Annotated in this window: 20 protein-coding genes; 10 read left to right on the top strand and 10 right to left on the bottom strand. The window is 58.6% G+C overall.

The genetic code is table 11. The annotated features are described in order from the left end of the window. The first annotated feature begins 138 nt into the window (after positions 1–138). From DXA66_RS10415 to DXA66_RS10400, 4 genes are all read left to right on the top strand, one after another. Positions 139–1,431, top strand: coding sequence for an adenylosuccinate synthase (locus DXA66_RS10415; RefSeq protein WP_118528733.1), 1,293 nt, complete (start codon positions 139–141; stop codon positions 1,429–1,431). A 45-nt stretch (positions 1,432–1,476) separates the two neighbouring features. Further along, positions 1,477–2,379 (top strand): DegV family protein, encoded by a 903-nt coding sequence (locus tag DXA66_RS10410; RefSeq protein WP_118528731.1) that lies wholly within the window; start codon positions 1,477–1,479, stop codon positions 2,377–2,379. A 603-nt stretch (positions 2,380–2,982) separates the two neighbouring features. After that, complete coding sequence (clpB, locus tag DXA66_RS10405; protein WP_097774301.1) at positions 2,983–5,595, top strand: ATP-dependent chaperone ClpB; 2,613 nt, start codon at positions 2,983–2,985, stop codon at positions 5,593–5,595. 258 nt (positions 5,596–5,853) lie between these two features. Then, positions 5,854–7,158, top strand: coding sequence for an HlyC/CorC family transporter (locus DXA66_RS10400; protein ID WP_118528767.1), 1,305 nt, complete (start codon positions 5,854–5,856; stop codon positions 7,156–7,158). A gap of 135 nt (positions 7,159–7,293) precedes the next feature. On the opposite strand, the gene DXA66_RS10395 is transcribed toward DXA66_RS10400, so the two are convergent. The 9 genes from DXA66_RS10395 to DXA66_RS10350 form a co-directional block, all read right to left on the bottom strand. Continuing rightward, positions 7,294–8,214 (bottom strand): ROK family protein, encoded by a 921-nt coding sequence (locus tag DXA66_RS10395; RefSeq protein ID WP_118528729.1) that lies wholly within the window; start codon positions 8,212–8,214, stop codon positions 7,294–7,296. Between the two features lie 218 nt (positions 8,215–8,432). Then, positions 8,433–9,830: a cysteine--tRNA ligase gene (gene cysS / locus DXA66_RS10390; RefSeq protein ID WP_097774303.1), complete on the bottom strand. Its 1,398-nt coding sequence runs from the start codon at positions 9,828–9,830 to the stop codon at positions 8,433–8,435. Positions 9,831–9,949: 119 nt separating this feature from the next. Continuing rightward, on the bottom strand, positions 9,950–10,705 hold the full coding sequence (gene pflA / locus DXA66_RS10385; RefSeq protein ID WP_118528727.1) for a pyruvate formate-lyase-activating protein: 756 nt from the start codon (positions 10,703–10,705) through the stop codon (positions 9,950–9,952). Beyond that, a complete protein-coding gene (pflB, locus tag DXA66_RS10380; RefSeq protein ID WP_118528725.1) occupies positions 10,692–12,944 on the bottom strand; it encodes a formate C-acetyltransferase in 2,253 nt (750 codons plus the stop codon). Before pflB ends, pflA begins: the two co-directional genes overlap by 14 nt. Before the next feature lie 895 nt (positions 12,945–13,839). Then, the gene (locus DXA66_RS10370) at positions 13,840–14,298 is read right to left on the bottom strand and encodes a hypothetical protein (RefSeq protein ID WP_118528721.1); all 459 of its coding nucleotides are present in this window, start codon (positions 14,296–14,298) and stop codon (positions 13,840–13,842) included. Positions 14,299–14,304: 6 nt separating this feature from the next. Further along, complete coding sequence (locus tag DXA66_RS10365; RefSeq protein ID WP_118528719.1) at positions 14,305–15,342, bottom strand: lysylphosphatidylglycerol synthase transmembrane domain-containing protein; 1,038 nt, start codon at positions 15,340–15,342, stop codon at positions 14,305–14,307. 160 nt (positions 15,343–15,502) lie between these two features. Then, entirely contained in the window at positions 15,503–17,098 is a 1,596-nt protein-coding gene (locus tag DXA66_RS10360) for a glycosyltransferase family 4 protein (protein WP_118528717.1), read from the bottom strand. Positions 17,099–17,124: 26 nt separating this feature from the next. Then, entirely contained in the window at positions 17,125–17,916 is a 792-nt protein-coding gene (locus DXA66_RS10355) for a hypothetical protein (RefSeq protein ID WP_097777402.1), read from the bottom strand. A gap of 58 nt (positions 17,917–17,974) precedes the next feature. Next, positions 17,975–19,090, bottom strand: a complete 1,116-nt coding sequence (locus DXA66_RS10350) for an acyltransferase (protein WP_097777403.1) — start codon at positions 19,088–19,090, stop codon at positions 17,975–17,977. Positions 19,091–19,492: 402 nt separating this feature from the next. Here DXA66_RS10350 and DXA66_RS10345 point away from each other — a divergent pair, with 402 nt between their 5' ends. The 4 genes from DXA66_RS10345 to DXA66_RS10330 all read left to right on the top strand — a co-directional run bounded on the left by DXA66_RS10345 (position 19,493) and on the right by DXA66_RS10330 (position 24,082). After that, on the top strand, positions 19,493–20,941 hold the full coding sequence (locus DXA66_RS10345; protein ID WP_243089091.1) for a class I adenylate-forming enzyme family protein: 1,449 nt from the start codon (positions 19,493–19,495) through the stop codon (positions 20,939–20,941). A 20-nt stretch (positions 20,942–20,961) separates the two neighbouring features. Next, a complete protein-coding gene (locus DXA66_RS10340) occupies positions 20,962–22,434 on the top strand; it encodes a class I adenylate-forming enzyme family protein (RefSeq protein ID WP_118528715.1) in 1,473 nt (490 codons plus the stop codon). A 187-nt stretch (positions 22,435–22,621) separates the two neighbouring features. Beyond that, a complete protein-coding gene (locus DXA66_RS10335; RefSeq protein WP_044953961.1) occupies positions 22,622–22,864 on the top strand; it encodes an acyl carrier protein in 243 nt (80 codons plus the stop codon). A 6-nt stretch (positions 22,865–22,870) separates the two neighbouring features. Next, the gene (locus tag DXA66_RS10330; RefSeq protein ID WP_118528713.1) at positions 22,871–24,082 is read left to right on the top strand and encodes a hypothetical protein; all 1,212 of its coding nucleotides are present in this window, start codon (positions 22,871–22,873) and stop codon (positions 24,080–24,082) included. A 54-nt stretch (positions 24,083–24,136) separates the two neighbouring features. On the opposite strand, the gene DXA66_RS10325 is transcribed toward DXA66_RS10330, so the two are convergent. After that, a complete protein-coding gene (locus DXA66_RS10325) occupies positions 24,137–25,099 on the bottom strand; it encodes a biotin--[acetyl-CoA-carboxylase] ligase (protein ID WP_118528711.1) in 963 nt (320 codons plus the stop codon). 161 nt (positions 25,100–25,260) lie between these two features. Between DXA66_RS10325 and DXA66_RS10320 the strand changes: the two genes are divergently transcribed. Both DXA66_RS10320 and DXA66_RS10315 read left to right on the top strand, forming a co-directional pair. Continuing rightward, entirely contained in the window at positions 25,261–25,800 is a 540-nt protein-coding gene (locus DXA66_RS10320) for an RNA polymerase sigma factor (RefSeq protein WP_243089090.1), read from the top strand. Further along, the gene (locus DXA66_RS10315; protein ID WP_118528707.1) at positions 25,787–26,353 is read left to right on the top strand and encodes a hypothetical protein; all 567 of its coding nucleotides are present in this window, start codon (positions 25,787–25,789) and stop codon (positions 26,351–26,353) included. Before DXA66_RS10320 ends, DXA66_RS10315 begins: the two co-directional genes overlap by 14 nt. Positions 26,354–26,357 lie beyond the last annotated feature (4 nt).

The following is a 26,357-nucleotide window of genomic DNA, read 5'->3' as shown; positions in this document are numbered from 1 at the left end:
GCGATCTGTGCTATACTATACTTGCATTGGTATGTGCTTTGTGTATGCCTGCTGATGTGTTTTCCCAAGGTGGCGTATCCCGGGCAAGGTGCACGGAAAAGGCTGTCTTTTGAAAAAATGATAAAGAGGTCATTTATTATGCTTACTGCAATTACGGGTATCAACTGGGGCGATGAAGGCAAGGGCCGCATGGTCGACCTCATCAGCCAGGAGTATGACATCGTTGCACGTTATCAGGGCGGCAACAACGCCGGTCACACGGTCAAGAACGAGCGCGGCAAGTTCGTGCTGAATCTGCTGCCCTCCGGCATCCTGCGTCCGAACGTGGTCTGCGTTATGGGCAACGGCATGGTCATCGACCCGCATCATCTGGACGGCGAGATCAACAAGCTGCGGGAGCAGGGCGTTGAGATCAGCCCGGCAAACCTGAAGATCTCCGACCGTGCAACCATCACCATGCCCTACCATGTGGAGCAGGACGGTCTGGAAGAAGCACGTCTGTCCAAGACCGGCGCACAGTTCGGCTCCACCAAGCGCGGCATTGCCTACGCTTACGGCGACAAGTACATGAAGAAGACCCTGCGCATGGGCGACCTGCTGCATCTGGACGACGCTGTGAAGAAGCGCCTCGTCACCATGGTGGATTCCAAGAATCTGGTGATGGAGGGCAGCTACAACGCAGCTCCCATCAGCGTGGATGAGATGTGGGCATGGCTCGAAAAGTATGCCGCCATCTTCAAGGATTACATCTGCGATGTGGGCCAGTATCTGGCCGATGCAGACGCTGCAGGCAAGAAGGTCCTGTTCGAGGCTCAGCTGGGCGCTCTGCGCGACATCGATTTCGGCATTTACCCCTATACCACCTCTTCCAACGTCATCGGTGCTTACGCTCCCATCGGCGCAGGCATCCCGGGCCACAAGCTGCACAACTCCATCGGCGTGATGAAGGCTTACTCCTCCTGCGTGGGTGACGGCCCCTTCACTGCCGAGCTGGCTATGACCGAAGAGGAAAAGCACGACCTGCGTGAGGCTGGCCACGAGTACGGTGCAGCCACCGGCCGTCCCCGCCGCGTTGGCCCCATCGATCTGGTGGCAAGCCGCTACGGCGTGTTCTGCCAGGGCTGCGATGAAGTTGCTCTGACCCTGCTGGACGTGCTGGACTACATGGAAAAGATCCCCATGGTCACTGCCTACAAGCTGACCGATGGCAGCACTACCACCCGCTTCCCCATGGGCGAAGCTCTGGACACCGCACAGCCCGTGGTGGAGTACCTGCCCGGCTGGCACTGCGATATCACCGCAGCCCGCAAGTGGGAAGATCTGCCCAAGGAGGCACACGATTACGTGGAATATCTGGAAAAGGCTGTCGGCTGCAAGATCACCTACATCTCTGTGGGTGCCGAGCGTGAGGCTTATATCCACCACGTGTGATCCCCTGCAAAGCTCCTGAATGATTCAGAAAAGGAAGCGTCACAGATGTTTGATATCATTACCGACAGCGCATGCGACCTGACGCTGGACACTGCCAAACAGCTCCAAATCGAGGTCGTGTCCTTCTATGTCTCGCTGGACGGCGAGCACTACCGCAAAGAAGGCAAGGAGATCGCCGTGCGGGACTTCTACCAGTTCATGGTGGACAACCCTTCGGCCTACCCCAAAACCAGCCTTGCTTCCATTGAGGACTTTGAGCAGGCATTCCGTGCCCATGCTGCTGCTGGCCGGGATGTGCTGTGTCTGGTGTTCACCAGCAAGATGAGCGGCTGTGTGGGCAGCGCCCGCAATGCCCGGGATCTGGTGCTGGAAGATTTCCCCGATGCCCGCATTGAGGTCATTGACAGCGCGGCGGCTACCGTTACCGAGTCCACCATGGTGGAAAACGCCGTGGCCATGCGGGACGCAGGCTGCACGCTGGACGAGACCGTGACATGGCTGGAAGCAGAGAAAGCTACCAACCAGATCTTCTTCACGGTAGGCAATCTGGACTATCTCATTAAGGGCGGCCGCATTGGCAAGGTGACGGGCCGTGCAGCCAACATGCTGGGCATCAAGCCGATGATCCTGTTCAAGGATGGCGAGATCTTCTCCGGCGGCGTGGCACGCGGCCGACAGAAGAGCTTTGAAAAAGCGCTGGAACAGCTGATGAACTATCTGGATGCCCACGGCGGCACCCCGGACGACTACCGCATCACCGTAGGCTACGGCTACGACGAAGAGGAAGGCAAGCGCCTGTGGATGCAGACCCGCGCGGCCCTGCGTGCAAAGTACCCCGGCGCACAGTGCGAAGTGGGCCTGTTGCAGATCGGCTGCACCATTGCCGTGCACACCGGCCCCTATGCGCTGGGCATGGGCGTGATGCGCCGCTGGAAAAAGCAGGGCTGAACGTAAAGCCTTGACAAATTTATAAAAAGTAACTATACTACAAATAGAAAAGGCACTGCGACAAGCGGTCAGCCCTTTTGGGTTATAGTTCTAAAACGAACCGTCACCGGCCAGGGTGGCGGTTCATCTTTTACCTTTTGTGATCCGCAGCGTGAACGTAAGCCCAAGCAGATGGAATGTAAAAGTAATAGGCATGACTCTCACCTCCTTTCGGAAGCGAGGGCTGAACCGCCTGCCGTTGTATGCAGTGCCTTGCTGCTTACAGAAGCAGCAAGTATAGAGTATCATATCATTCGACAAATTGCAAGGATGCACTGCACGGCTGAAAAGCTGTGTGGTGCTTTTTTGTTGAAAAAATTATGATTTGCAAACTTTTTATGAACCCTATTGACAAAGTGGGGAAACAGGAGTATAGTTTTAGCAGTCGAACAGATAGAGTGCTAAAACAAGCAAAACCAGTTCGGCAGGAGGTGCTTGAAACCGTGAAACAACTGAAGAATAGCCGCTGCTTCCCGTTCGGCAGCATCTCTGCACCGGGCTTTTAGCAGACGACTATCATGTCCGCTAAAATAAACCTTCCGGTATGAATGGAGGCTTGACTTTATGAATACCAATCAATATACGCAGAAAACGCTGGAAGCTCTGCAGGCAGCGCAGCAGCTGGCTGTGGAGTATCAGCATAACCAGCTGGAACCCGAACATCTGCTGCACGCACTGGCTTCGCAGGAGCAGGGTCTGATCCCGCAGCTGTTGCAGAAGCTGAATGTTGACCCCGGCAGTTTTGCTGCCGCCGTGGCCGAAAAGCTTTCGGCTCTGCCCCGGGTCTCCGGCTCCGGCCGTGACCCCGACAAGGTCTATATCTCGCAGGCTGCCGATAAGGTGCTCAGCGCCGCCGCCCGAGAAGCCAAGGCCATGAAGGACGACTATATCAGCGTGGAGCATGTGTTCCTTGGTCTGCTGGACGAGCAGACCCAGAACACCACCGAGTTGTTCCGTGCGTTCAGCATCACGAAAGATAAGTTCCTGCAGCAACTGACGGCTGTGCGCGGCAACCAGCGTGTGACCAACGACAATCCCGAGGAGACCTACAACGCCCTGCAGAAGTATGGTCAGGATCTGGTAGACCTTGCCCGCAAGCAGAAGCTGGACCCCGTCATCGGCCGTGATCAGGAGATCCGCAACGTGATCCGCATCCTGTCCCGTAAGACCAAGAACAACCCCTGCCTGATCGGTGAGCCCGGCGTTGGCAAGACCGCCATTGCAGAGGGTCTTGCACAGCGTATCGTGCGCGGCGATGTGCCCGAAAACCTGAAGGACCGCATCGTGTTCAGCTTGGACATGGGCGCTCTGGTGGCCGGTGCAAAGTACCGCGGCGAGTTTGAGGAGCGCCTGAAGAGCGTGCTGAACGAGGTGAAGAAGAGCGAGGGCAAGATCATCCTCTTCATCGATGAGCTGCACACCATCGTGGGTGCCGGCAAGACCGATGGTGCCATGGACGCGGGCAACCTGCTCAAGCCCATGCTGGCCCGGGGCGAGCTGCACTGCATCGGTGCCACCACGCTGGACGAGTACCGCCAGTATATCGAGAAAGACCCCGCTCTGGAGCGCCGCTTTCAGCCGGTACAGGTGGATGAGCCCACCGTGGAGGACACCATCTCCATCCTGCGCGGCCTGAAGGAACGCTACGAGGTGTTCCACGGCGTGAAGATCAACGACAGCGCCCTGATCGCAGCTGCCACCCTTTCCGACCGCTATATCACGGATCGTTTCCTGCCGGATAAGGCCATCGACCTTGTGGATGAAGCCTGCGCCATGATCAAGACCGAGATGGACAGCATGCCCAGCGAGATGGACGATCTGGCCCACCGCATCACCCAACTGCAGATCGAGCAGGTGAGCCTGAAAAAGGAGACCGATGCCCTGAGCCAGAGCCGCCTGAAGGATCTGGAAAAGGAGCTGGCCGAGCTGCAGGACAAGTTCCGCAGCATGAAGGCAAAGTGGGAGAACGAGAAGAACGCCATCGGCAAGGTACAATCCCTGCGTGAGCAGATCGAGCAGACCAACGCCGACATTGAAAAGGCCCAGCGCGAGTACGACCTGAACAAGGCCGCTGAGCTGAAATACGGCAAGCTGCCCCAGCTGCAGAAACAGCTGGAAGAGGAAGAGAAGATTGCCGCCGCCAAGAAGGAGGACAGCCTGCTGCGTGACCGCGTGACCGATGAGGAGATCGCCCGCATCGTGGCCCGCTGGACCGGCATCCCGGTGGAGAAACTGGTGGAGGGTGAGCGTGAGAAGCTGCTGCATCTGGACGATGTGCTGCACCAGCGGGTCATCGGTCAGGACGAGGCTGTGACCAAGGTGAGCGAGGCCATCCTGCGCAGCCGCGCCGGTATCGCCAACCCCAACCGCCCCATCGGCAGCTTCCTGTTCCTCGGCCCCACCGGCGTTGGCAAGACTGAGCTGGCCAAGGCACTGGCACAGGCCTTGTTTGACGACGAGCGCAACATGGTGCGAATCGATATGACCGAGTATATGGAGAAGTTCAGCGTCAGCCGTCTGATCGGCGCGCCTCCGGGATATGTCGGTTACGAAGAGGGCGGCCAGCTGACTGAGGCTGTGCGCCGCAAGCCCTACAGCGTGGTGCTGTTCGATGAGGTGGAAAAAGCCCACCCCGATGTGTTCAACATCCTGCTGCAGGTGCTGGACGATGGCCGCATCACCGACAGTCAGGGCCGCACCGTGGACTTCAAGAACACGGTCATCATCCTCACCTCCAATCTGGGCAGCGACATCATCCTGAACGATCTGGAGCAGCGCCGTGCCAACGGCTCCAACGAGCTGAGCGAGGAAGCAAAGCACCAGATCGACCAGCTGCTGAAGAGCAAGTTCCGCCCCGAGTTTCTGAACCGTCTGGATGAGATCGTCTACTACAAGAGCCTGACCAAGGACGAGATGCGCAAGATCGTGGATCTGCAGCTGCAGGATCTGCGCAAGCGCATGGACGAGGGCAAGCACCTCAAGCTGGAGGTCACCACCGCTGCCAAGGACTTCATCATCGATTCTGCTTACGACAGCGTCTATGGCGCACGTCCCATCAAGCGGTTCATCCAGAGCCGCGTGGAGACCCTGATCGCCAAGGCCATCATTCAGGGCAGCTATACCGAGGGCAACACCCTGACGGTAGACTGCGAGAATGGCGCTTTGACCCTGCGATAATGTAAATTTTACCTGTTCTGTACGGACTTTGCGGCAAGAAAGCTTGCACCACCGTACAGAATATGGTATGATTACAAATAACATTGATGTGCTTTTCATCGCGGAACAGCAACGATGGGGAGCACATTTTTGTATACGGAAAGAACTCCTTCTGTCATCACGCGGCAAGGCTCCCTCTTTGAGGGAGCTGGTTGCGAAGCAGACTGAGGGAGTCTGTTCTTTAATAAAAACAGAAAGTTGAGTGTGATTTCCCTTTTTATGGACGATGGCAGTATTACGCTTTTGGCGGCGCTGATCATTCTGGTGGCATTTTCCGCCTTTTTCTCCGCCTCTGAGACCGCATTTTCTTCCCTGAACCAGATCCGCCTGAAAAGCCGCGCCGAGGACGGCGATTCGGCAGCAGCCCGCGTGCTGGCTATGTCGGAAAAGTACGACAAGCTGCTCTCCACCATCCTCATCGGCAACAATATCGTCAACATTGCCGCAGCATCCATTGGCACAGTGCTGTTCACCCGCCTGCTGGACCCGGAGCGGGGCGCGACGGTGTCCACCTTCGTGCTGACCATTGTGGTTCTGATCTTTGGCGAGGTGACCCCCAAGAGCCTTGCAAAGGAGATGCCGGAGACGGTTGCAACGGCGGTTTCGCCCTTTTTGAACCTGCTCATGATCCTGTTCACCCCGCTGACCTGGCTGTTCAGCCAGTGGAAGCGCCTGCTGGGGCATTTCATCCGCAGCACCGAGGAGGACACCATCACTGAGGGTGAGCTGATGACCATGGTCAGCGAGGCCGAGAACGACGGCGAGCTGACCGACCGGGAAAGCCAGCTCATCCGCAGCGCCATTGAGTTCGACGATGTGGAGGTGGAGGAGATCCTCACGCCCCGCGTGGATGTGATCGCGGTGGAGGACGACCTCTCGCTGGATGAGGTGGCCGATACCTTTGCGGAATCGGGATATTCCCGTCTGCCCGTTTACCACGGCACCATTGACAACATCATCGGTGTGGTACATGAAAAGGACTTTTACCTTGGCCGCCTGCGCAAGGATACCACGCTGGAAGACCTTGTGAAGCCCACCCTTTATACCACCGGCTCCACCCAGATCTCCCAGCTGCTGCGCACCCTGCGCGAGCAGCACCATCACATGGCGGTGGTGGTGGACGAGTACGGCGGTACCGAGGGCATCATCACGCTGGAAGATATTCTGGAAGAGCTGGTAGGCGAGATCTGGGACGAGCACGACGAAGCGACCGAGGACTTCCGCAAACAGTCGGACGGCAGCTGGATCGTGCTGGGCAGTGCCGGTGTGGACGACCTGTATGAGAGGCTGGGCCTGCCGGAGGATGAGGATATCGATTCCAATACGGTGAACGGTCTGGTGCAGGAAAAAACCTGCCATCTGCCCAAGGTGGGCGACCGGTTCACGCTGGGCGAGTACGACGGTGTCGTTACCCGCACGGCCAAGCGCCGCGTGACCGAGGTGCGCCTGACCCCGGCGGAAAAGCCGGAACCGAAGAAGGAAGAAGACGAAAAGCCGCACTTCAACCGGCTGACCAATAAGTAAATCTAAGAGAGAATGCCGTTTTCCAATACGGCCCTATCCTGTGAAAATGCAAACTCCGGCAGACCGCAGTCTGCCGGAGTTTGCTCTATAAAAATAATTGTTCCGCTGAATAGGGCTGGAGCGAAGCGGAAGCCATTAAATGGCTTCACTTTCCGCCTGCAGATAGGTATACAATGCTCCCACCTGATTGGCTTCGCTGCTGAAATGGCAGGGCACGATCTCGCAGCGGGGCAGACCGATCATGTAAGGTGATTCCCCACGGGAAGCAAACAGCCCGGCATATACCCGGCGCAGATCGTCCAGCAGCAGCGGCTGCTTGCTGATGCCGCCGCCGATGGCTACCTTTTCCACATCCAGCAATACGGTCAGGTTGTAGATCTGCACGGCCACCATCCTGCAGAACCGTTCCAGCACTTCCAGCGCTTCCGGCTCGGCGGCATTGGCGGCTTCAAAAAAGAGTTTGCCATTCATGGGGGCATCGGCGGGCAGGCCCTTGCGGGCGCGGTACCACTTGAGCAGGTATTTGGTGCTGCACTGGCAGGCCATGGTTTTTTCGGTATTCTCCCACTCGTCGGCGTTGGTGTTCACAAAGCTGTACTCTCCTGCGGTAAAGTGCATGCCGCGCACCAGCTGGCCATTGGCAATGATGCCGCCGCCCACGCCGGTGCCGATGATAAACACTGCCGCATTGCAGCAGCCCTGCAAGGCACCGGCCCGCAGCTCTGCAATGGCTGCAGCCTTGCCGTCGTTTTCCAGCGTGACACGGCAGCCGCATCTTTCGCGCACCAGCTGCCCCACCTGCGTGCCGGTGTTGTACAGAAGTGCCCCGCCGTTGGAGACATAGCCGGTGTTGGCATCCACAAAGCCGGGCAGCGCCATGGCGATACCGTCCACTTCATCCTTATGCGGTGCATACAGAGCGTATATTGTGTCGAGAAAATGCGCCAGCGTATCCTGCGGCGTGGGCACGGAACCGGAATCGAAACGGTTCATCTGCTCGTCCATGACCGAATATTTGATCTCGGTGCCTCCTACGTCAAAAACCATGACCTTCATTGTGCCTGCCTCCGGTAATGTTATTTCTGGTTTTATTATGGCAAATTGCGTTTGGAATGTAAAGAGAAAAACGGCAAAAACAGCACGGCTTTATAAGAAGCTGCTTTTCTCGTGAAAAAACGACCCGGAAAGATCCGCAGATCTTTCCGGGTCGTAAATTCAAAATACTAATTCTGCTAAAGATGCCCAGAGTGAAACGGAGGGCATTTTAGGAGGTGTTACAGTTTGCTCAGCTGCGGGCCCTGTGCAGTGTCCTTGACCGCCCAGCCCAGTTCGGTCAGCTGTGCACGGATGGCATCGGCAGTGGCCCAGTCCTTGGCCTTCTTGGCGGCGGCACGCTTCTCTACCAGCTCAGTCACCTCGGCGGGCACCTCGTCCTTCTTGCGGTTGTACAGCAGGCCCAGTACGCCGGTGATCTCGTCGAACGCAGCGGCGGCGGTCTGCAGGGCATCCTTGGAGGAAACAGCCGACAGCGTGTTGATCTCCTTGACCAGATCGAACACGGCAGCCAGTGCATCCGGGGTGTTCAGGTCATCGTCCATGGCGGTGCAGAACTTGGTGCGGGCCTCGGCAGCCTTTTCCTTCAGAGTCTCGTCGGTGCCAAAGGCATCCTTGGTCAGGGCAAAGTCTAGATTCTCGCGGCAGGTGTACAGGCGCTCGAGACTGTTCTTGCAGCTTTCAATGAGGTCCACGGTGTAGTTCAGCGGCATCCGGTAGCCTGCGGTCAGCATGAAATAGCGGATGGGTTCGTAGCCGTAGACGTCCGCCACGTCCCGCACGGTGAAGAAGTTGTGCAGGCTCTTGGACATCTTCTGATTGTCCACGTTGATGAAGCCATTGTGCATCCAGTAGCGGGCAAAGGTGCAGCCGTTGGCGCACTCGCTCTGTGCGATCTCATTCTCGTGGTGGGGGAAGATCAGGTCCTGACCGCCGCAGTGCAGATCAATGGTCTTGCCCAGATGGGTGCGGCTCATGGCGCTGCACTCGATATGCCAGCCCGGACGGCCCATGCCGTAGGGGCTCTCCCATGCAGGTTCACCGGGCTTTGCGGCCTTCCACACGGCAAAGTCTGCAGGGTCCTCCTTCAGGTCGTCGTCCATCTGGCTGCGCAGCTCACGGTTGCCGCTCTCCAGATCGTCCAGCTTCAAATGGCTCAGCTTGCCGTACTCGGGATCGCTCTTCACCCGGAAGTACACATCGCCGTTCTTGGCAACGTAGGCGTGACCGGAGTCGATCAGATCCTTCACGATATCCAGGATCTGCTGGATGTGCTCGGTGGCCCGGGGCTGGACGGTGGGCTTTTTGCAGTTGAGGCCGGCGGCATCCTTGAGGTACTCGGCCTCAAAGCGCTGGGCGACCTCCTTCATGGAGGTGCCCTCCTCCTGTCCCTTCTTAATGAGCTTATCGTCGATATCGGTGATGTTGGAAACATAGAACACCTTGTTGCCGCGGTACTCAAGGTAGCGGCGCAGGGTATCGAACACGATCAGCGGGCGGGCGTTGCCGATGTGGATATAGTTATAAACGGTAGGGCCGCAGACATAGATGCGGTATTCACCGGGCACCTGCGGCACGAATTCTTCTTTCTGGCGGGTCAGCGTATTGAAAATCTGCATGGCTGTTTCTCCTTTTTTACTTTTTTCATTATAACGGTGTACAGAAGGGAAGTCAAGAAAAAACGACCGCTCCCGGCGCATTCTGCACACCGGAAACGGTCGTTTTTCAAATCAGGAGCTTAGCCGGGATACCGGCTCACTTCCAGCAGCTCTTCTGCACGCTTCACCTGCTCCGCGGTAGGCGGCACCGCGTCCGGCAGAGGATAGGGGATGCCCAGCTTCTGCCACTTGAACAGGCCCAGCGTGTGGTAGGGCAGTACCTCCACCCGCTGCACCGTTTTCAGGCTGCGGATGAAGTCTGCGGTCCTGCGCAGGCCCTCCTCGTCGTCGGTCAGGCCGGGTACCAGCACATGCCGGATCCACAGCGGGATGCCGAGGTCAGAAATATGCCGCGCCATCGCAAGGATGTTGGCATTGTCTTTGCCGGTGAGCTGCCGGTGGCGTTCCGGGTCGATCTCCTTCAGATCGAGGATGACCAGACTGGTGGACTTCATCAGCCGGTCAAAAGCGGCAAGGTATGCCGGGTCATTGGGCCGGAAGGGCTGCCCGGCGGTATCCAGAGCCGTGTGCACGCCTTTGGAGCGGGCCAGCTCGAAGAATGCCGTCAGGAACTCCATCTGGCGCAGCGGCTCGCCGCCGCTGACCGTGATGCCGCCCTTCTTGCCCCAGTAGTTGCGGTAGCGGTAGACCCGCTGGAACAGCTTTTCTGCCGTCCATTCCTCGCCGCCCTCCGCAGCCCACGTTTCTGGGTTGTGGCAGTATTTGCACCGCAGGGCACACCCCTGCAAAAACACCACAAAGCGCACACCGGGGCCGTCCACAGAGCCGAAGGATTCCAGCGAGTGGACATAGCCGATGGGGTTACAGGGCTGCATGGCAGGTGCGGGAGATAACGTCCATCTGCTGCTCGCGGGTCAGGTCGATGAACTTGACGGCGTAGCCGGAGACGCGGATGGTGAAGTTGGCGTACTCCTCCTTCTCGGGGTGCTCCATGGCGTCCAGCAGCTTCTCCTTGCCAAAGACGTTGACGTTCAGGTGGTGTGCGCCCTGATCGAAGTAGCCGTCCATGACCTGTACCAGATTCTCCACACGCTCGCCTTCGCAGTGGCCCAGAGCGTCCGGGTTGATGGTCTGGGTGTTGGAGATGCCGTCCAGTGCCCAGTGGTAGGGCAGCTTTGCCACCGAGTTCAGGGAAGCCAGCAGGCCGTTCTGCTCTGCGCCGTAGCTGGGGTTTGCACCGGGAGCAAACGGGGTGAATGCGGCACGGCCGTCGGGCAGCGCGCCGGTGTACTTGCCGTACACCACGTTGGAGGTGATGGTCAGGATAGAGGTGGTAGCCTCAGAGTTGCGGTAGGTGTGGCGCTTCTTGATCATCTCCAGGAAGGTGCGCAGCAGCCACACGCCGATCTCGTCGGCGCGGTCATCATCGTTGCCGTACTTGGGGAAGTCGCCCTCGGTCTCAAAGCCGGTGGCAAGGCCGCTCTCGTCACGCACTACCTTCACCTTGGCGTACTTGATGGCGCTCAAGGAGTCGATGACGTGGGAGAAGCCTGCAATGCCGGTGGCAAAGGTGCGGCGCACATCGGTGTCGATGAGGGCCATCTCGGCTTCCTCATAGTAGTATTTGTCGTGCATATACTGGATCAGGTTCAGCACATTGACGTACAGGCCAGCCAGCCAGTCCAGCATCTGGACATACTTGGGCAGCACCTCGTCGTAGTTCAGGTACTCGCTGGTGATGGGGGCATAGTTGGGGCCGCACTGCTCGTGGCTCTTCTCGTCCACACCGCCGTTGATGGCGTACAGCAGGCACTTGGCAAGGTTGGCGCGGGCACCAAAGAACTGCATCTCCTTGCCGGTCTGGGTGGCAGACACGCAGCAGCAGATGGAGTAATCATCGCCCCAGACGGGCTTCATCACGTCGTCGTTCTCGTACTGGACAGAGCTGGTATCGATGGACACCTTGGCGGCATATTTCTTGAAGCTCTCCGGCAGGGCGGAGGAGTACAGAACGGTCAGGTTCGGCTCCGGTGCGGGGCCCATGTTTTCCAGCGTGTGCAGGAAGCGGTAGCAGTTCTTGGTGACCATGCTGCGGCCATCCATGCCGATGCCGCCCACTTCCAGCGTTGCCCACACGGGGTCGCCGGAGAACAGCTGGTTGTAGCTGGGGATGCGGGCAAACTTGACCATGCGGAACTTCATGACCATGTGGTCGATCAGCTCCTGTGCCTGGGTCTCGGTCAGGGTGCCGTTGTCCAGATCGCGCTGGATATAGATATCCAGGAAGGTGGAGATGCGGCCCACGCTCATGGCAGCGCCGTTCTGGGTCTTGATGGCGGCAAGATACCCGAAGTACAGCCACTGGCAGGCCTCCTTGGCGTTCTTTGCGGGCTGAGAGATATCATAGCCGTAGGCCTCGGCCATCTTCTTCATGCCCTTCAGGGCGCTGATCTGGCGGGCAATCTCCTCGCGCAGGCGGATCACGTCGTCGGTCATGGTGCCGTCGCCGCAGTTGGCAAAGTCCTCCTGCTTGAACTTGATCAGTGCATCGATGCCGTACAGGGCCACGCGGCGGTAGTCGCCCACGATGCGGCCGCGGCCGTAGGTGTCCGGCAGGCCGGTGATGATGTGGGTGTGGCGGGCCGCCTTCATCTCAGGAGTGTAGGCATCAAACACAGCCTGATTGTGGGTGCGGGTATAATCGGTAAAGATCTTGTGCAGCTCGGCGCTGGGCTGGTAGCCGTAGGTGGTGCAGGCCTGCTCTGCCATCTTGATGCCGCCGTAGGGCATGAAGGCGCGCTTGAGGGGCTTGTCGGTCTGCAGACCCACGATCTGCTCCAGATCCTTCAGGCTTTCGTCAATATAGCCGGGGCCGTAAGCAGTCAGGCTGCTGACCACTTCGGTCTCCATATCCAGCACGCCGCCCTTGGCGCGCTCGGCCTTCTGCAGCTTCTGCAGGGCACCCCACAGCTTGTCGGTCGCCTCGGTGGGGCCGGCCAGAAAGCTTTCGTCGCCGTCATACGGGGTGTAGTTCTTCTGGATGAAGTCGCGCACATTGACTTCTTCTTTCCAGATGCGGCCCTCAAAGCCTTCCCACTGTTCAAAATTGATCATTGGAACCTCCTTGCTCCATTACGCAGTTAGCGTTTTCTAACTAATGAGCCTTTGAAAAACCGCTCTGCATGGCGGCTTTCTGGGGGCAAAACGGTCTTGAACTGCCGATTGCGGCAGCCCCGACTACAAGGTGTAGACAAAAATGAAAACCTGCCCACAAAATCTTGCGTTATTATAATAGCAAGAACCACTTTAAAAAGCAATAGATAACAAGTGGGTTTTCTTCCAAAGCAAGGGGCTTTCTTTGGGCAGAATGTAGAAAAAGCGCCGAAATCCCGGCGGTGCACCTATTTTGCGAAAAAAATCGAAAAATAAGGGTTGACAAGACTAACCGGCTGTGGTATTCTGTTCTCGCAACGAGGTTAGACAAACCTAACCACGTTGCACCAGAAAAGCAGATGCTTCTGCAAAAGTGTCTGTGAAAAACCGGTTTGTGTAATGTGCACAGACCCCAAGTTTGTCGCGGCGGGGCCGCTCCATCTTGCTTACGCAAGACCGCTTTGTGGCTTAAAAGCCCCACTGGGGCTTTCATTGCTGCGCAAACGCCAATTCCTCCATTCCATTCTCTTTTTTCAAATGAGCTGTGGTTTTAGTTTGCTCCCATGGCTCGATGCGCGGCATTCGGTGTGATTGGTACCGCACCAAGTGCAAAAGAAAAACAAAAACGGGACATGCAGCTTGACCACCTGCGTGCCCTGTTTTTTGTTTTTATAAGGAAAACGGCCTCGCCCTCTCCGTCATCGCTGCGCGATGCCACCTCTCCCAAAGTGAGAGGCTTTGGCATCACGGAAAAGCATTTTGGTTTCGCCAGAGGCTCTCCCTTTGGGAGAGCTGCCAAGCAGAGCGAGGCTGAGAGGGCGAGGATGCCGACCTCGAAGAGTTGGTTTATCTGCAATTATCCTATGATCTCCGCCAGCTTTTGATACACTTCCTCCGCGCCGCCCTTGGGTTCTTTGACCTTTACGAACTGGCTGTTCACGATGGCGGTGCCGTCGGAATAAACGGTGAACAGGAGGTTATTGTTCTCGGCATCATCGTAGTAGCTCACAGTGACGGAATCCACCGGGTATTCGTGGCTGTAGGAGGAATACTGCTGGTTGAACCGCTTGACACAGGTAAGGCCGGAAAGCACGTTTGCGATCTGCTGATAGGCAGGGTCGTCGGCAGAAAGCAGCTGAACATCCATCTCTGCGGAGCGAGCAAAGTTCTGAATGTGCTCCACCCGGACACTGGCCTGTGTGCTGGCCTTGATCCCGGATGCAAGGTCGACTTTTGCGGAAGGAAAGATCAGCACCAGTGCAAGCAGCACTAAAATGACAATGCCGAACCGGGACAGGATGCTCTTATCTTTCATGGCGGGTCAATCCTCCTTTGGCGGCTCCAGATCGGTCAGATGCCGCTGAGCGATGAAGAAGCCCACGGCGCTGGCGGCGAACACCACATAATAGCTGGCGATGCGGTAAAGCATCATCACGCTCATCACCTCGCCGCGCTCCAGAAAGCTGCCGAACACCAGCAGGAAGGCCGTCTCGATGGAGCCCATGCCGGCCACATTGGGCAGGGCGTTGGACAAAAACAGCATCAAGCTGGTGAGCAGCTGCACCTGCAAAAAGCTCAGAGGGGAAAGCCCCATGAACCGGATGCACAGGTAGGGCAGGCAGAACAGCCCGAACAGCTTGACCGCCTGCAATGCCAGAATTTCAGCGCAGCGGGGCTTATCTGCCAGCAGACGGCGGCTCTCCTCGCCCAGAACATCCAGCTGCTGCTGCCAGTCGGCGCGGCGCTGCTGCCATTTTTCCGTTTTGGGCAGCAGACGCATCAGCCAGCGGGCAAGGTCCTGCACCAGCGGCGATACGCACACCAGCACCAGCACCACAATGATGGCCGCCACTACAGCGTATGCCATGGGCAGATAATTCATCACACCGGTGGTGTTGGCGGCAAGCCATCTGTGCTGAAACAGCAGCATCACCGTGGCATACAGCAGCACGGTGGTTTTGTGGAACACGTACTGCAGGGTCATCAGGCCCACGCCCGGGCCAACCGGCAGGCCGCAGCGGTGCAGATACCATGTCTGCACCGGCACTGCGCCTGCGCCCAGTGTGACCACATTGCCAAAGGTGCCGCACCACGCGGTATCGATGCCCTGCCAGAGCCTGAAGCCCGGGATGCGGCTGCGCACGATGACCCACGCCACGCACCCCTCCAGCAGCGGGTAGCTGAGGCCGATGGCCAGCACCACCAGCACCTGCCATGCGGACAGCTGCGAAAGCGCTGCAGTGATCTCGGCCCAGTTGTCCTCGAACAGCAGCACGATGATGCCGGTAAGTGCTGCGAGCACCAGCAGCGAGATCACTGTCTTTTTGCGGGAAGGTGCGGCAGAGGTGGGTTGGCTCATAGAGAGAACAGGCTCCTTTCAGGCGGAATGATTTGATAAAAGTATAACACACGCGGCCTGTGTCTTTGTGAACGGAACTGGAATTTTCTTGTGCAATTTTGATGGAATGATAAAAAGGCAAGGGCGGATGCACGCATCGACCCTTGCCTTTATCTTGTTTTTAGCCTGTTGATTCGTTCACCAGCCGTGTCAGGGTGGCAACATAGGCTTCGTTGGAATAATATTTCTCGTACATTTTCCGGCAGTCAGCTTTCATGGCGGCCAGCTGTTCCGGATGCAGGATAGCATGCTCCAGCACCTTTGCCAGCTGATCCGGGTCGTCGTCTTTGTACACAAAGCCGTCCACGCCCTCGGTGATCAGCCCGGCGGTGCCGGTGTGCTCCGACACGATGGAGGGCTTGCCGAAGATCAGGCCCTCGGTGACGAAGGTGGGCATGGGATCATCGCGGGAAGCGCATACCACGCAGGCGCACTGATCCATCAGGGATTTGATCTCGGGCCGTTCCAGACGCTTGCGGTAGAAAACGGTGTCCGGGTAATCCTCCACCAGTGCATCCACGGCGTTCTTCAGGCTCTTGTCCGCCGCCTTGCCCACGAACAGGAAAGCAGCCTTCTGGCGCACCTCGGGCTTTAGCAGGCGGATGGCGTTGCAGAAAATATCCTGACCCTTGCGCGGCTCAAAGGAACCTACGGTCACGAACAGCGGCCTGCCGCCGGCATAGCTGATATCGTAGGGCGGGAAGCTTTCCTGCGCATAGTCCGGCAGACCGTAGATCAACTGTTCAATGCTGAAGTCCGGCCGCACCGAGTGCATGGCGGCAGTGGCGTGGGAGCCTACGGCGCACACATGCACATTGGAGCCCAGTGTTTTGGGAATCTTGTGCGCAATGAACGGGTAGCCTGCAAAGGCATCATGCAGCCACCACAGCACCGGCACGAAGGAGCCGTTCAGGGTGCTCACGGCGGCTGCCTCTACCACGGTGTTGGCCAGCACAAAATCGGCACTGGTGGCAAGGCCCCACAGCGACGAGTTCATCACGCAGTCGCTGCGGGTGACAACGGCGGCACCGGCATCCAGAAACAGCGGCAGCGAGCCGTCGTCCGCAGGGCCAAGCACCACCACTTCAAAGCCCATGCTGCGCAGCACCGGCACGGCACTTGTCAGCACGATGGGCGCACCGGTCATGGTCAGCTCGTGGCTCAGGATCAGAGCACGCTTTCCGGAGGCAGAGAACACATCGTCGGCACACAGCTCCCGCCGGAAGTGCAGCAAAGACTGCGGGATGCGGCGGCAGTTTTCCGCCATGGCGGTGGCAAGGCGCAGCAGCTCGGTCACGCTGTCCCTTCCGCGCGCAGCGGCACGCACCCGGTCCAGAAGCTTCCGCGATACCATGGCGCAGCGGCTGCACGGGATGTGCTGGGTGCTCAGATAAAGGGCGGTGGAGCCATCGAAGCCAAAGGCGGCATCACACACCACAAGGTCGGCACCGGTGCGCAGGGCGGCGGCAAAATAGGTCAGGGCGGTGGAGGTGCACTCCAGATCTTCGCTGACCAGCAGCACGCCCTCCACCGAGTCGGTCAGGGCAGGGGTCAGCTCCGTCACCAGCCGGAACTTGCGGTGCAGCTGGTTTTCCAGTGCGTGCTCCAGCGCCTGATGACGGCCCGGTGCATACACCAGCAGATAGGTGCTCTGGGTATCGGTATAAACCTGCTTCGTCAGCTGCTTACGCTGCAGGGTGCTGTAACTGCTGTACATGTTGACAACTCCTTTAGCGATCCAATTCAGCCGCGCAGCAGGCGGCGCAAAGCACGCAGCGGCGCGGTAAGCCGCCAGCTGCTGCTCTCGTACAGGTTTTCCAGCGAATCTTCATAAGCAGCACGGCTGCTCTGCAGTTCCGCCAGCTGATTGTTCAGCCGGGTGTTCTCGGCAAGGGCAGCCTGCAGCTGTTCCAGAACATCGTTCTTTTCGGCCTCAGCCTGCAGCTTGATGGTATTCAACGCGCTGAGCAGGGCCTTGCCGGGCTGCTCGTGCTGGAAGCGGCCCAGCGGATAGTAATGATAGGTCACGGCAAACTTCATCCCGGCCGCAAAGGGCACGGTGCTGCGCACGGTCAGGTTGGGGTCCACATCCAGAAACAGCAGGCAGTCTTCCTGCAGCTGGATGCCGTTCATGGCGCGGCATTCCAGCCGCTCGTCCGAGATGCTCAGGTCAGTCACGCAGCAGGCCAGCTCACCGGGGTCCAGCCGCAGCGCACGGGCATCCGTGGGCAGGGTGAACACCGCAGAGACCTCATGGGTCAGTTCGTCGTAGGCGTCCTCGGCAACGGTCAGGCATTCCCGCGGGGAATAGCCGGAGCCGGAATCGTAGAACAGCTGTGGCAGGGTGAGGGCGGCAGGCTCGTTGTCGCTGCCGTGCCTTGCCAGTGCGGCCTGATAGTTCAGCACCTGTTGTTCCAGCTCCAGACACCGCTGTGCCAGCCGGGATACACCTTCGTCAGAGAGCTTGAGCTGCTGTTCCAAGTCAGCAGCGCGGCTGCGGGCCGCAGCAAGGGTCTCGGGGGCATCGTTGTTCATAACCGGATTCTCCTCTTACTTTTATGATGGGCTGCACCGCAGCAGCCGGAAAAACATGTCAGTGCCGGGAGGTATAGTGCACGGCGGGCGTTCTGCGCTGTGCAGGGAAAAATCGGATGATGAGTGCGCGGCGTACACGCAGCAGCTCACACACCAGCCAGATAGAGCCCAGAGCGATGGCATATTGCAGCCACATGCCCAGCACCGGCTGCGCAGAGAACTTTGCTACCATCAGATACCACGGAATAGCGATGATCTCCACGGTATGTACGCAGAAAATGTTCAGCGAACGGCGGCCCACCGCTTCCAGAAAGTGCACGATGGGGCCATGGCCATGGCTGAGCCGCATGAACAGCCGGATGAAAAGCAGGCCTGCAGCACCGTCCAGAAAGATGCTCAGCGGCCCCAGTGACCACTCAGCCAGCGAGATGCAGTCGGTGGTTCGGGTAGCAAGAGCGCCTACGGCAATGAGTGCTGTGGCGGCCAGCAGCCCGGCAAAGACTTTGGGCGGCAGGGGCTCGTCCAGCAGATGCTTCTTTTTGGCAAGGAAGCCGATATAGAGGTAGGGCACCACCACGGCACCCTGGATCAGGCAGAAGGGCAGCTCCCACACAAGGCTCGCGCCCCAGCCCAGCAGGACGCAGCCTGCCACAGCCCATGGAACATAGCGCTCCGGGAAGATGTTCAGGATCACATCCAGCAGCACCCAGCCTACCATCAGCGCCAGCAGATACCACATCGGCCCGCAGGAGAAGAACTCCTGCCCGAAATACTCGGCCGTGTGGGGCAGGCCCAGCAGAAAGCCGCCGGTGACCTTGATAGACTCGCCGATGGTGCCGGGTAGATACTGGAACGTCTTATAATGAATGATAAAGTGCAGCACGCAGGTGAACAGCGCCGTGTAAGCATAGGGTTTGAGCAGGCTTTTGAGCTGCTGGTGGATGCACTTGTGGATAGAGCGCTTGCGGAAGCCGTAGCCGCTGGCAATAAAAAAGGCGGACATCAGCGCTTCGCGGTAGATGAACGGGAAAAACGCGGTCAGGGACAGGCCGCTGACCGCCTGCATGGGATAAAGCTCGGCGGTATGCGCAAAAACGATGGTCAGCATACCGGCACCCTTGAGCATGTCGAACATGCCGATGGAGCTGGCGGTGCGGGGCTTGGTTCCTTCCATGGAGGTTCCTTCCTTGCGCGGGACATTCCCTCAGAGCCGGATGCCGCACAATGCGTAGATTTTGAATGAAAAAGATAAAATTTTGTATGGATATAAACCCAGTATAATGCTTTTTGCACAGACTGTCAATTTTGAATTGCGGTCCGGCGGGCGGAGGACACATTGCAGCCTGCAATAAAAGCATAGCACAGGCAGGGCGGCTTCGCAGCGAAAGGCAGAATTTACATCTGGAAACGACATGATGTGCAAGAATTTATTGTCAATATTGGGAATTAAATGTTGCAAAACTCTTGCATTGACACAGGCCTTATTGTATACTGGGCACAGTTGGAAATGACTGGAAGGATCTGTGTTGGCGTACACAGGAGCGCCGGATCGGATGATAAAAATGGAGGCAGAAAAATGATTACATCACTGTATCAGTCCCTTTGCAATATGGAAACCAACATTGCAGACCGTGTGGCTCTGCGCTGGTATGATGAAGAAAAGCAGGGCGTGGCCGAGGTGCACTACGCACAGTATGCCCAGGATCTGCGCCGGTTCGTGGCGTTCCTGCGTGCAGAGTATGGCGACGTGCGCGGCAAGCGTGTGGCGATCCTGGCCCGCAACAGCTACCAGTATGTCATCTGCATGTACGGCACGGTCATTGCCGGAGCCGTGGCTGTGCCGCTGAACCTTGGCAAGGACTGGGATGCCATCTCCTATGAGCTGGGCCTCACCGAGCCGGTGTGCATCCTGCAGGATGGCGAGTTCGCGGAGCGGGAGCCTGCCCTCGCTGAGACCTACGGCAGCATCCTGAAGCCCATGGATGTCTTTGCGGCCTATGAGCCTGCCGAGGACGTGACCGAGGTGGAGGACCTCTCTGCTCTGGCCTTTATCATGTTCACCTCCGGCACCACCGGCCGCAGCAAGGGCGTTATGCTGAGCCAGAAGAACCTGTTCAGCGCCATGCCGGCCTTTCTGGACCCCTTTGACGATGTGAAGAAGTACACGGGCTGGAACACCGACGAGTTCTCGTCCCTGTCCGCTCTGCCCATGTTCCACATCTCCGCCATGACCAGCCTTGTTTCGTGGAGTATCACCGGCCACTCCATCAACCTGTGCAACAACCTGAAGTATTTCTACCGTGATCTGGGTGCCATGCACAGCGAGGTGATGGCGGTGGTGCCGGTGCTGCTGAAGAGCATCTACAGCGACGTGATGAAGGGCCGCCGCGACCGCCTGAACGGCCTGTGCGTGCTGACCTGCGGCGCTGCCATGTTCGACCCCAAGATTCTGAGTGATATGATGGAGAAGGGCTTCTTTGTGGCCCAGATGTACGGCCTGACCGAGACCTGCGGCGACGGTGCATGGAACTCCTCACAGGAGGCAAAGTACCTGACCAGCGTGGGCCATGTGGACCTCAGCTGTGAATACAAGCTGGACGACGGCGAGCTGTGCATGCGGGGCGACCCCATCATGCTGGGCTACTACAAGGACCCGGAAGGCACTGCAGAAGTCATCGATGCAGACGGCTGGTTCCACACCGGCGACATTGCCCGGGTGGAAGAGGACGGCTACATGTACCTGACCGGCCGCAAGAAGAACGTGATCATTCTGGACAGCGGCGAGAACGTGAGCCCCGAGGAGCTGGAAAAGCTGCTGGTGCCCTGTGCGGACATTCAGGAGTGCATCGTGAAGGAAAAGGACAAAAAGATCTGTGCCCTCATCTACTGTGACCCTGCAAAGCAGGATGCGGTGAAGGAGTTCGTCACCGGGGTCAACCGCGGCCTGCCGCTGTACAAGCGCATGGTGACGGAGTTCAGCGCACAACCGCTGCCCCGCAACGCCATGGGAAAACTGCTGCGCTGAGCACAGGAGGAAACAGAACAATGCGTAAGATCAGAGTGCTGGATAATGTCTACGACCTTATCACCATCAACATGGAAGACCGCTTCAAGGATAATGTGGCCTTCCGCTTCTACGACACCGCAAACGATGCCGTGACCACCATCCTCTATAAGGATTATGTGCAGGATATCCGCAAGGCGGTGAATTACTTCCAGTCCACCATCCCGGAGATCAAGGGCAAAAAGATCTGCCTGCTCACCAAGAACAGCTACGAGTATGCCGTGAACACCTTTGGCGTGGTGGCGGCCGGTGCGGTGCTGGTGCTGCTGAACCAGCGCAAGAGCTGGGACGAGCTGAGCTACGAGCTGGGCCTTGTGGAGCCGGACGCCATCCTGACCGACGGCGACGACTACGGCTTCAACGACCAGCTCAAGGCTGCCTACGGCGATATCCTCCGCCCCATGGATGGCTTCCGAAGCTATGAGCCTGCGCAGCTGACCCGCTGCATCGACCACGAAGCCCTGATGATCCTGATGTTCACCTCCGGTACCACGGGCCGCAGCAAGGGCGTGATGCTGAGCGAGAAGAATTTCTTCTCGGTGATGCGTGCCCACACCCAGATCGGTGAGCACATGATGGCGTATAAGCACGAACCGGACCTCGTCATGAGCCAGTACACCGTGCTGCCCATGTTCCATCTTGGCGCTTTCATCTGCCTGTTCTCCTGGGCCCACGCAGGCTGGGCGCTGAACGTCAGCAGCGACATCCGCAACTTCTATAAAGAGGTAAAGCGGATGCCCAGTCAGGCCATGGCGGTGGTGCCGGTCATCATGAACTCGCTCCACCACGATGTGATGCGCGGCCGCAAGGACCGTCTGGGTGAGCTGTGGGTGCCCATCTGCTCCTCTGCCATGTTCGACCCGCAGGTGATGCTGGATATGGCGGAACACGGCATGTTCGTGGTGCAGACCTACGGCAGCACCGAGACCTGCGGCGACGGCATCATCAACTACGCACAGGACGCAAAGCACATCGGCGCTGTGGGTCAGGGCAACGATTATCTGGACTACAAAATCGCTGAGGACGGCGAGCTGTGCATGCGCGGCGACAGCATCATGCTGGGCTACTACAAGGACCCGGAGGCCACCGCCGAGGTCATTGACGCGGACGGCTGGTTCCACACTGGCGATCTGGTCCGCAAGGACGAGGACGGCTACTATTTCCTGACCGGCCGCAAGAAGAACCTCATCATTCTGGACAGCGGCGAGAACATCAGCCCCGAAGAGCTGGAAGGCATCGTGGGCAAGTGCGAAGCCGTGAAGGAATGTGTTGTAAAAGAGATGGGCAAGAAGATCGGCGTGGTGGTCTATTGCGATGAGGACAAACAGCAGCAGGTGCGGGACTTTATCACCGAGGCAAACCGCACCCTGCCGCTGTACAAGCGCATGAGCGCAGTGGAGTTCAGCACCGAGCCGCTGCCGCGCAACGGTGCAGGCAAACTGCTGCGCCAGTGATCCGGATGCAATCGAATGCCCGGATGCATAAATGGGCCGGCAGACCGGCAGACTGAAAACAGGAGTTCCGACAAAAAACAAAGCTTTGTTGCCGGAACCCTTGCGCACAGGAGAGAATCAGGGTATTATTATGGAAAGGCATAGGAGATTGTGCCTATTATCCGTCACGGAAAGGAAGAAAATTTCTATGGAACGAGCAGAGATCATTTCCCAGATCCTGGCCATCCTGGAGGATGTTGCCGAGGTCTCTCCCGAAGATGTGAATGAGAACAGCGTCCTGATGGACGATCTGGATCTGTCCTCAATGGAGATCCTGACCATTGTGGCAGACCTCGAGGAGACCTTCGGCCTGCGCATCCCTGAAAAGGAGCTGCGCAACTTTGTGACCATAGGGGATCTGGTGGATTATCTGGCGGCAAACGCGGGGTAACAGTTCATGAATGAGTCGCAGCGCTCGACGGAGTACATCTTTCAGGGAACGATGTACTTCTTCCGTCGGGAGAAGATCCTGTGTCGGTACCAGTTTGCGCTGCAGGATGCGGTGGAACCCGCTCTTTTGCAGCGCGCACTGGAGGCGGCGCTTTCGGCCGCACCGTACTATCGGGTACAGCTGGTGCAGGAAAAGCGGAGCTTTTTTCTGGAGCCGAACCCGAACCCCTGCCTTGTGTATCAGGGCAGTGCACAGCGCGATATCCCGGAGGAAACGAACGGCTATCTTTTCAGCGTGAGCTGTGAGGGGGACACCGTCTATTTTGACTGGTATCATTTCCTCATGGACGGCCACGGGGTGTCGCCCTTCCTCACCCGCATTCTGGAACAGTACTGCAACCTGCGCTATGGCACGGCGTTTGCAAACACGCCCATCCTGTGCAGCCCGGCCTATGACATCGAGGCCATGATGGAAAAATACCCATCCCCTACAGCCACCGAGAGCACGATGCAGAGGGATGTGGTGCAGACATGGGAGGGCAGGATGCGCCGCACCCGGGTGCGGCTGACCAAGCAGAGCCTTGTGGACCGGGCAGTGGAGAACGGCGTCAAGCCCTTTACAGCGCTGGCCGGTCTGCTGAGCCTTGCGCTGCGCAGCTATCTGGGCAAAGACGAGATCCAGTATTCCTACTCGACAGATACCCGCAGGGAAGCGGGCGTGCCGGATGCCCTTTACAACTGCGTGTGCTCCTTCCAGAGCGGCGTGAAGCTGAACGATGACACCCGCCTTGCGGACATCGTGCCGGAGATGGATGCCGAGGTGCTCCGCACCCTGCAGCCGGAGGCAAAGCTGCGCCAGATGACCCAGCAAATGAGCTGGGTGTACAAGGTGGACCAGCAGAAAGCACCCCTGCGCATCAAGCAGAGGGTGTTCCAGATGGGTGAGTACATCAGCGGTGTCCCGGCGGATTTCTGGCTCAGCTATCTGGGCAATCCGCTGCTGCCGGCTACGCCGGAGCTTGAGCAGTACACCAAAGACTTCAACGTCTGGGTCCCGCCGGATGGCGGCTCCATGGGTGTGGAAGCCTCCAGCCTGAATGGCACCATCACCCTGTGCATCGAGAACAAGGCCGAAATGCCAGGCCTTGCCGGGATGATCCGCACCGCCTTTGAAAAAGAGGACATCACGGTGCTGGAAGCCGTGGATCTGGATACATAAGTGCAGAACATAAAAAGCACTCTTTCCGGGCAGGAAAGGGTGCTTTTTTGCGTCTTATTCGGTCCGTGCAGGCCGTGTGGTCACTTCGCCGCAGCGCAGGGCTTCCTGTCGGCCGTTCTCCCGCTGGATGACCAGCCGCCCTTCCTCGTCGATGGCAAGGGCCTTTGCGGCGTAGGTCTCGGTCTCGGCGCACACCGTCACCCAGTGGCCGGGCACAAAGCACCGGGCGCGGTACTCATCCAGACAGTCAAACGCCGGGCAGAGGGCCAGCAGCTCCCGGGCAATGGCCCCGGCCAGTGCGGCCCGGCTCACCGGGGCAGGCCCGCCGGGGTACAGGCTCCCGGCTCTGCGGGCCAGCTCCTCCGGCCAGTCGGCAGCGGTGGAGGTAAGGTTCAGCCCGATGCCGACCACCAGCCATTCCAGCTGTCCGCTCTCGAGGTCGGTCCCCGCTTCGGTCAGGATGCCGCAGACCTTTCTGCCCTGATAGTACAGGTCGTTGACCCACTTGATGGCAAGCTCCAGCCCGCAGAGCTTTTTCACGGCACGGCAGACCGCCACCGCGGCGCTGATGGTAGCGGTCTGGGCATTGGCGGCGGGCATTTCCGGGCGCAGCAGCACAGAGCAGTAAACGCCCTTGCCTGCCGGGCTTTCAAATCTCCGGCCCAGCCTGCCGCGTCCGGCGCTCTGGTGGGCGGTGAGCACCAGCGTGCCATGGGGTGCACCATCCAGCGCCAGCAGCTTTGCCGTGCGGTTGGAGCTTTCCAGCGTGTCATATAAATAGATGGGTGCAGGGTAGTCCCCGATGGCTTCGGTGCAGAACGGGTCGCCGCCTGCCAGCCGGTAGCCCCGGCGGGGCGCAGCTTCCAGCGCGTACCCTTGGGCCGTGAGGGCCGCAGCGGCCTTGTGCACGGCAGCGCGGCTCACGCCGAGGGTCTCGGCCAGCTGCTGGCCGGAAACGTAGCTGCCCCCGGCAGCGGAAAGTGCCTGCAAAAGTGCCTGACGGGTACTGACAGCCATGGCCGAATGCCTCCTTTTGTGCTATACTACTTCTATTGTATCATAAAAATAAAAGTTTTTGCAGGATTTTGAACGGCTGTTTCGTATGAATGTGCAGAAGGGCAGCGCAGGGGCTGCACTTCGTCGGACCGGGACGAAACTGAAAGGAGGTGGGCAGGCCGTTGACGACTTTGGAATTCAGCGCGATGGTGCAGAAATACCAGTCGCTCGTGTATACGGTCTGCCACCAGCTGGTGCCGGATGCCGGCGATGCGCAGGACCTGACGCAGGAGACCTTTCTGGCGGCATGGCGGGCCATTGACCGCTGCCCGTCCGGGTTTGAAAAACAGTGGCTGGCACGCATCGCTGCCAACAAGGCAAAGGACTATCTGCGCAGCGCATGGGTGCGCAGGGTGAACATTCCCGGCGACGATGTGCTGGCGCTGGAAGGTGCGCCGCCCGGCACCCAGCCGGAACAGCAGGTGCTGGATGCTCTGGGCGAGGAAGAGCTCACCGCCATGATCCTGGACCTGCGGGAGCCCTACAGAACGCCCTGCCGTCTGGTGCTGCTGGAACAGCACACCATGGCCGAGGCGGCACAGCTGTGCGGCCGCCCGCCCAAGACGGTGGAAGCACAGATCTACCGGGCAAAAAAGATGCTGGCACAGCAGATACTACAGAGTGAAAACGATGGAAAGGAGTGCGTACATGGAACTGTTTGACAAAAACGGCTGCCTGACCGACGAAGGCCTGCAGGCCCTGCAGGCAGGTGGGCTGGATGAGCTGGGCCGGCTGGAAACCGCCGAGCATTTATCCTACTGCGATAAATGCATGGATCGCTACACCGCTCTGCTGACGGCAGATGCGCTGGAAACGCCGCCCCACTCCGCGCACAAGGCGGTGATGGCCGCCATCTGGGTGCGGCTGATGCAGAACACATGGGGCCGTGCCGCAGTGGCCGGTGTGGCGGCGGTGCTGGCCTTTACCATGTGGCGCTCCGGCACCATAGACCAGCTGCTGAATTTCCGGCAGGAGCTGCACACATGGACACCGGAGACCAGCCAGAGCCAGACCGAAGAAGCCTTGCAGCTGGGCAAGCCGATGGAAGATGACCGCCCGTCCGCCCAGCCGGAAATACTGGGAAAGCCAATGGACGACGACGAGCCGAAGCAGCAGGCTTCGCTGGCAAAAGCACTCAATGACCTGCTGTTCGGAGCCGGCGGCCCTGCAGCAGAAAAACACAAAAATTCGCCACTTGCAGATCAAACAAAATAAGGAG

It is taken from the genome of Faecalibacterium sp. OF03-6AC (assembly GCF_003478175.1).
GTDB classification, from domain to species: domain Bacteria; phylum Bacillota; class Clostridia; order Oscillospirales; family Ruminococcaceae; genus Faecalibacterium; species Faecalibacterium taiwanense.
The sequence above is the reverse complement of the archived record's forward strand: the minus strand, read 5'-3'. Positions and strand labels throughout refer to the sequence as shown.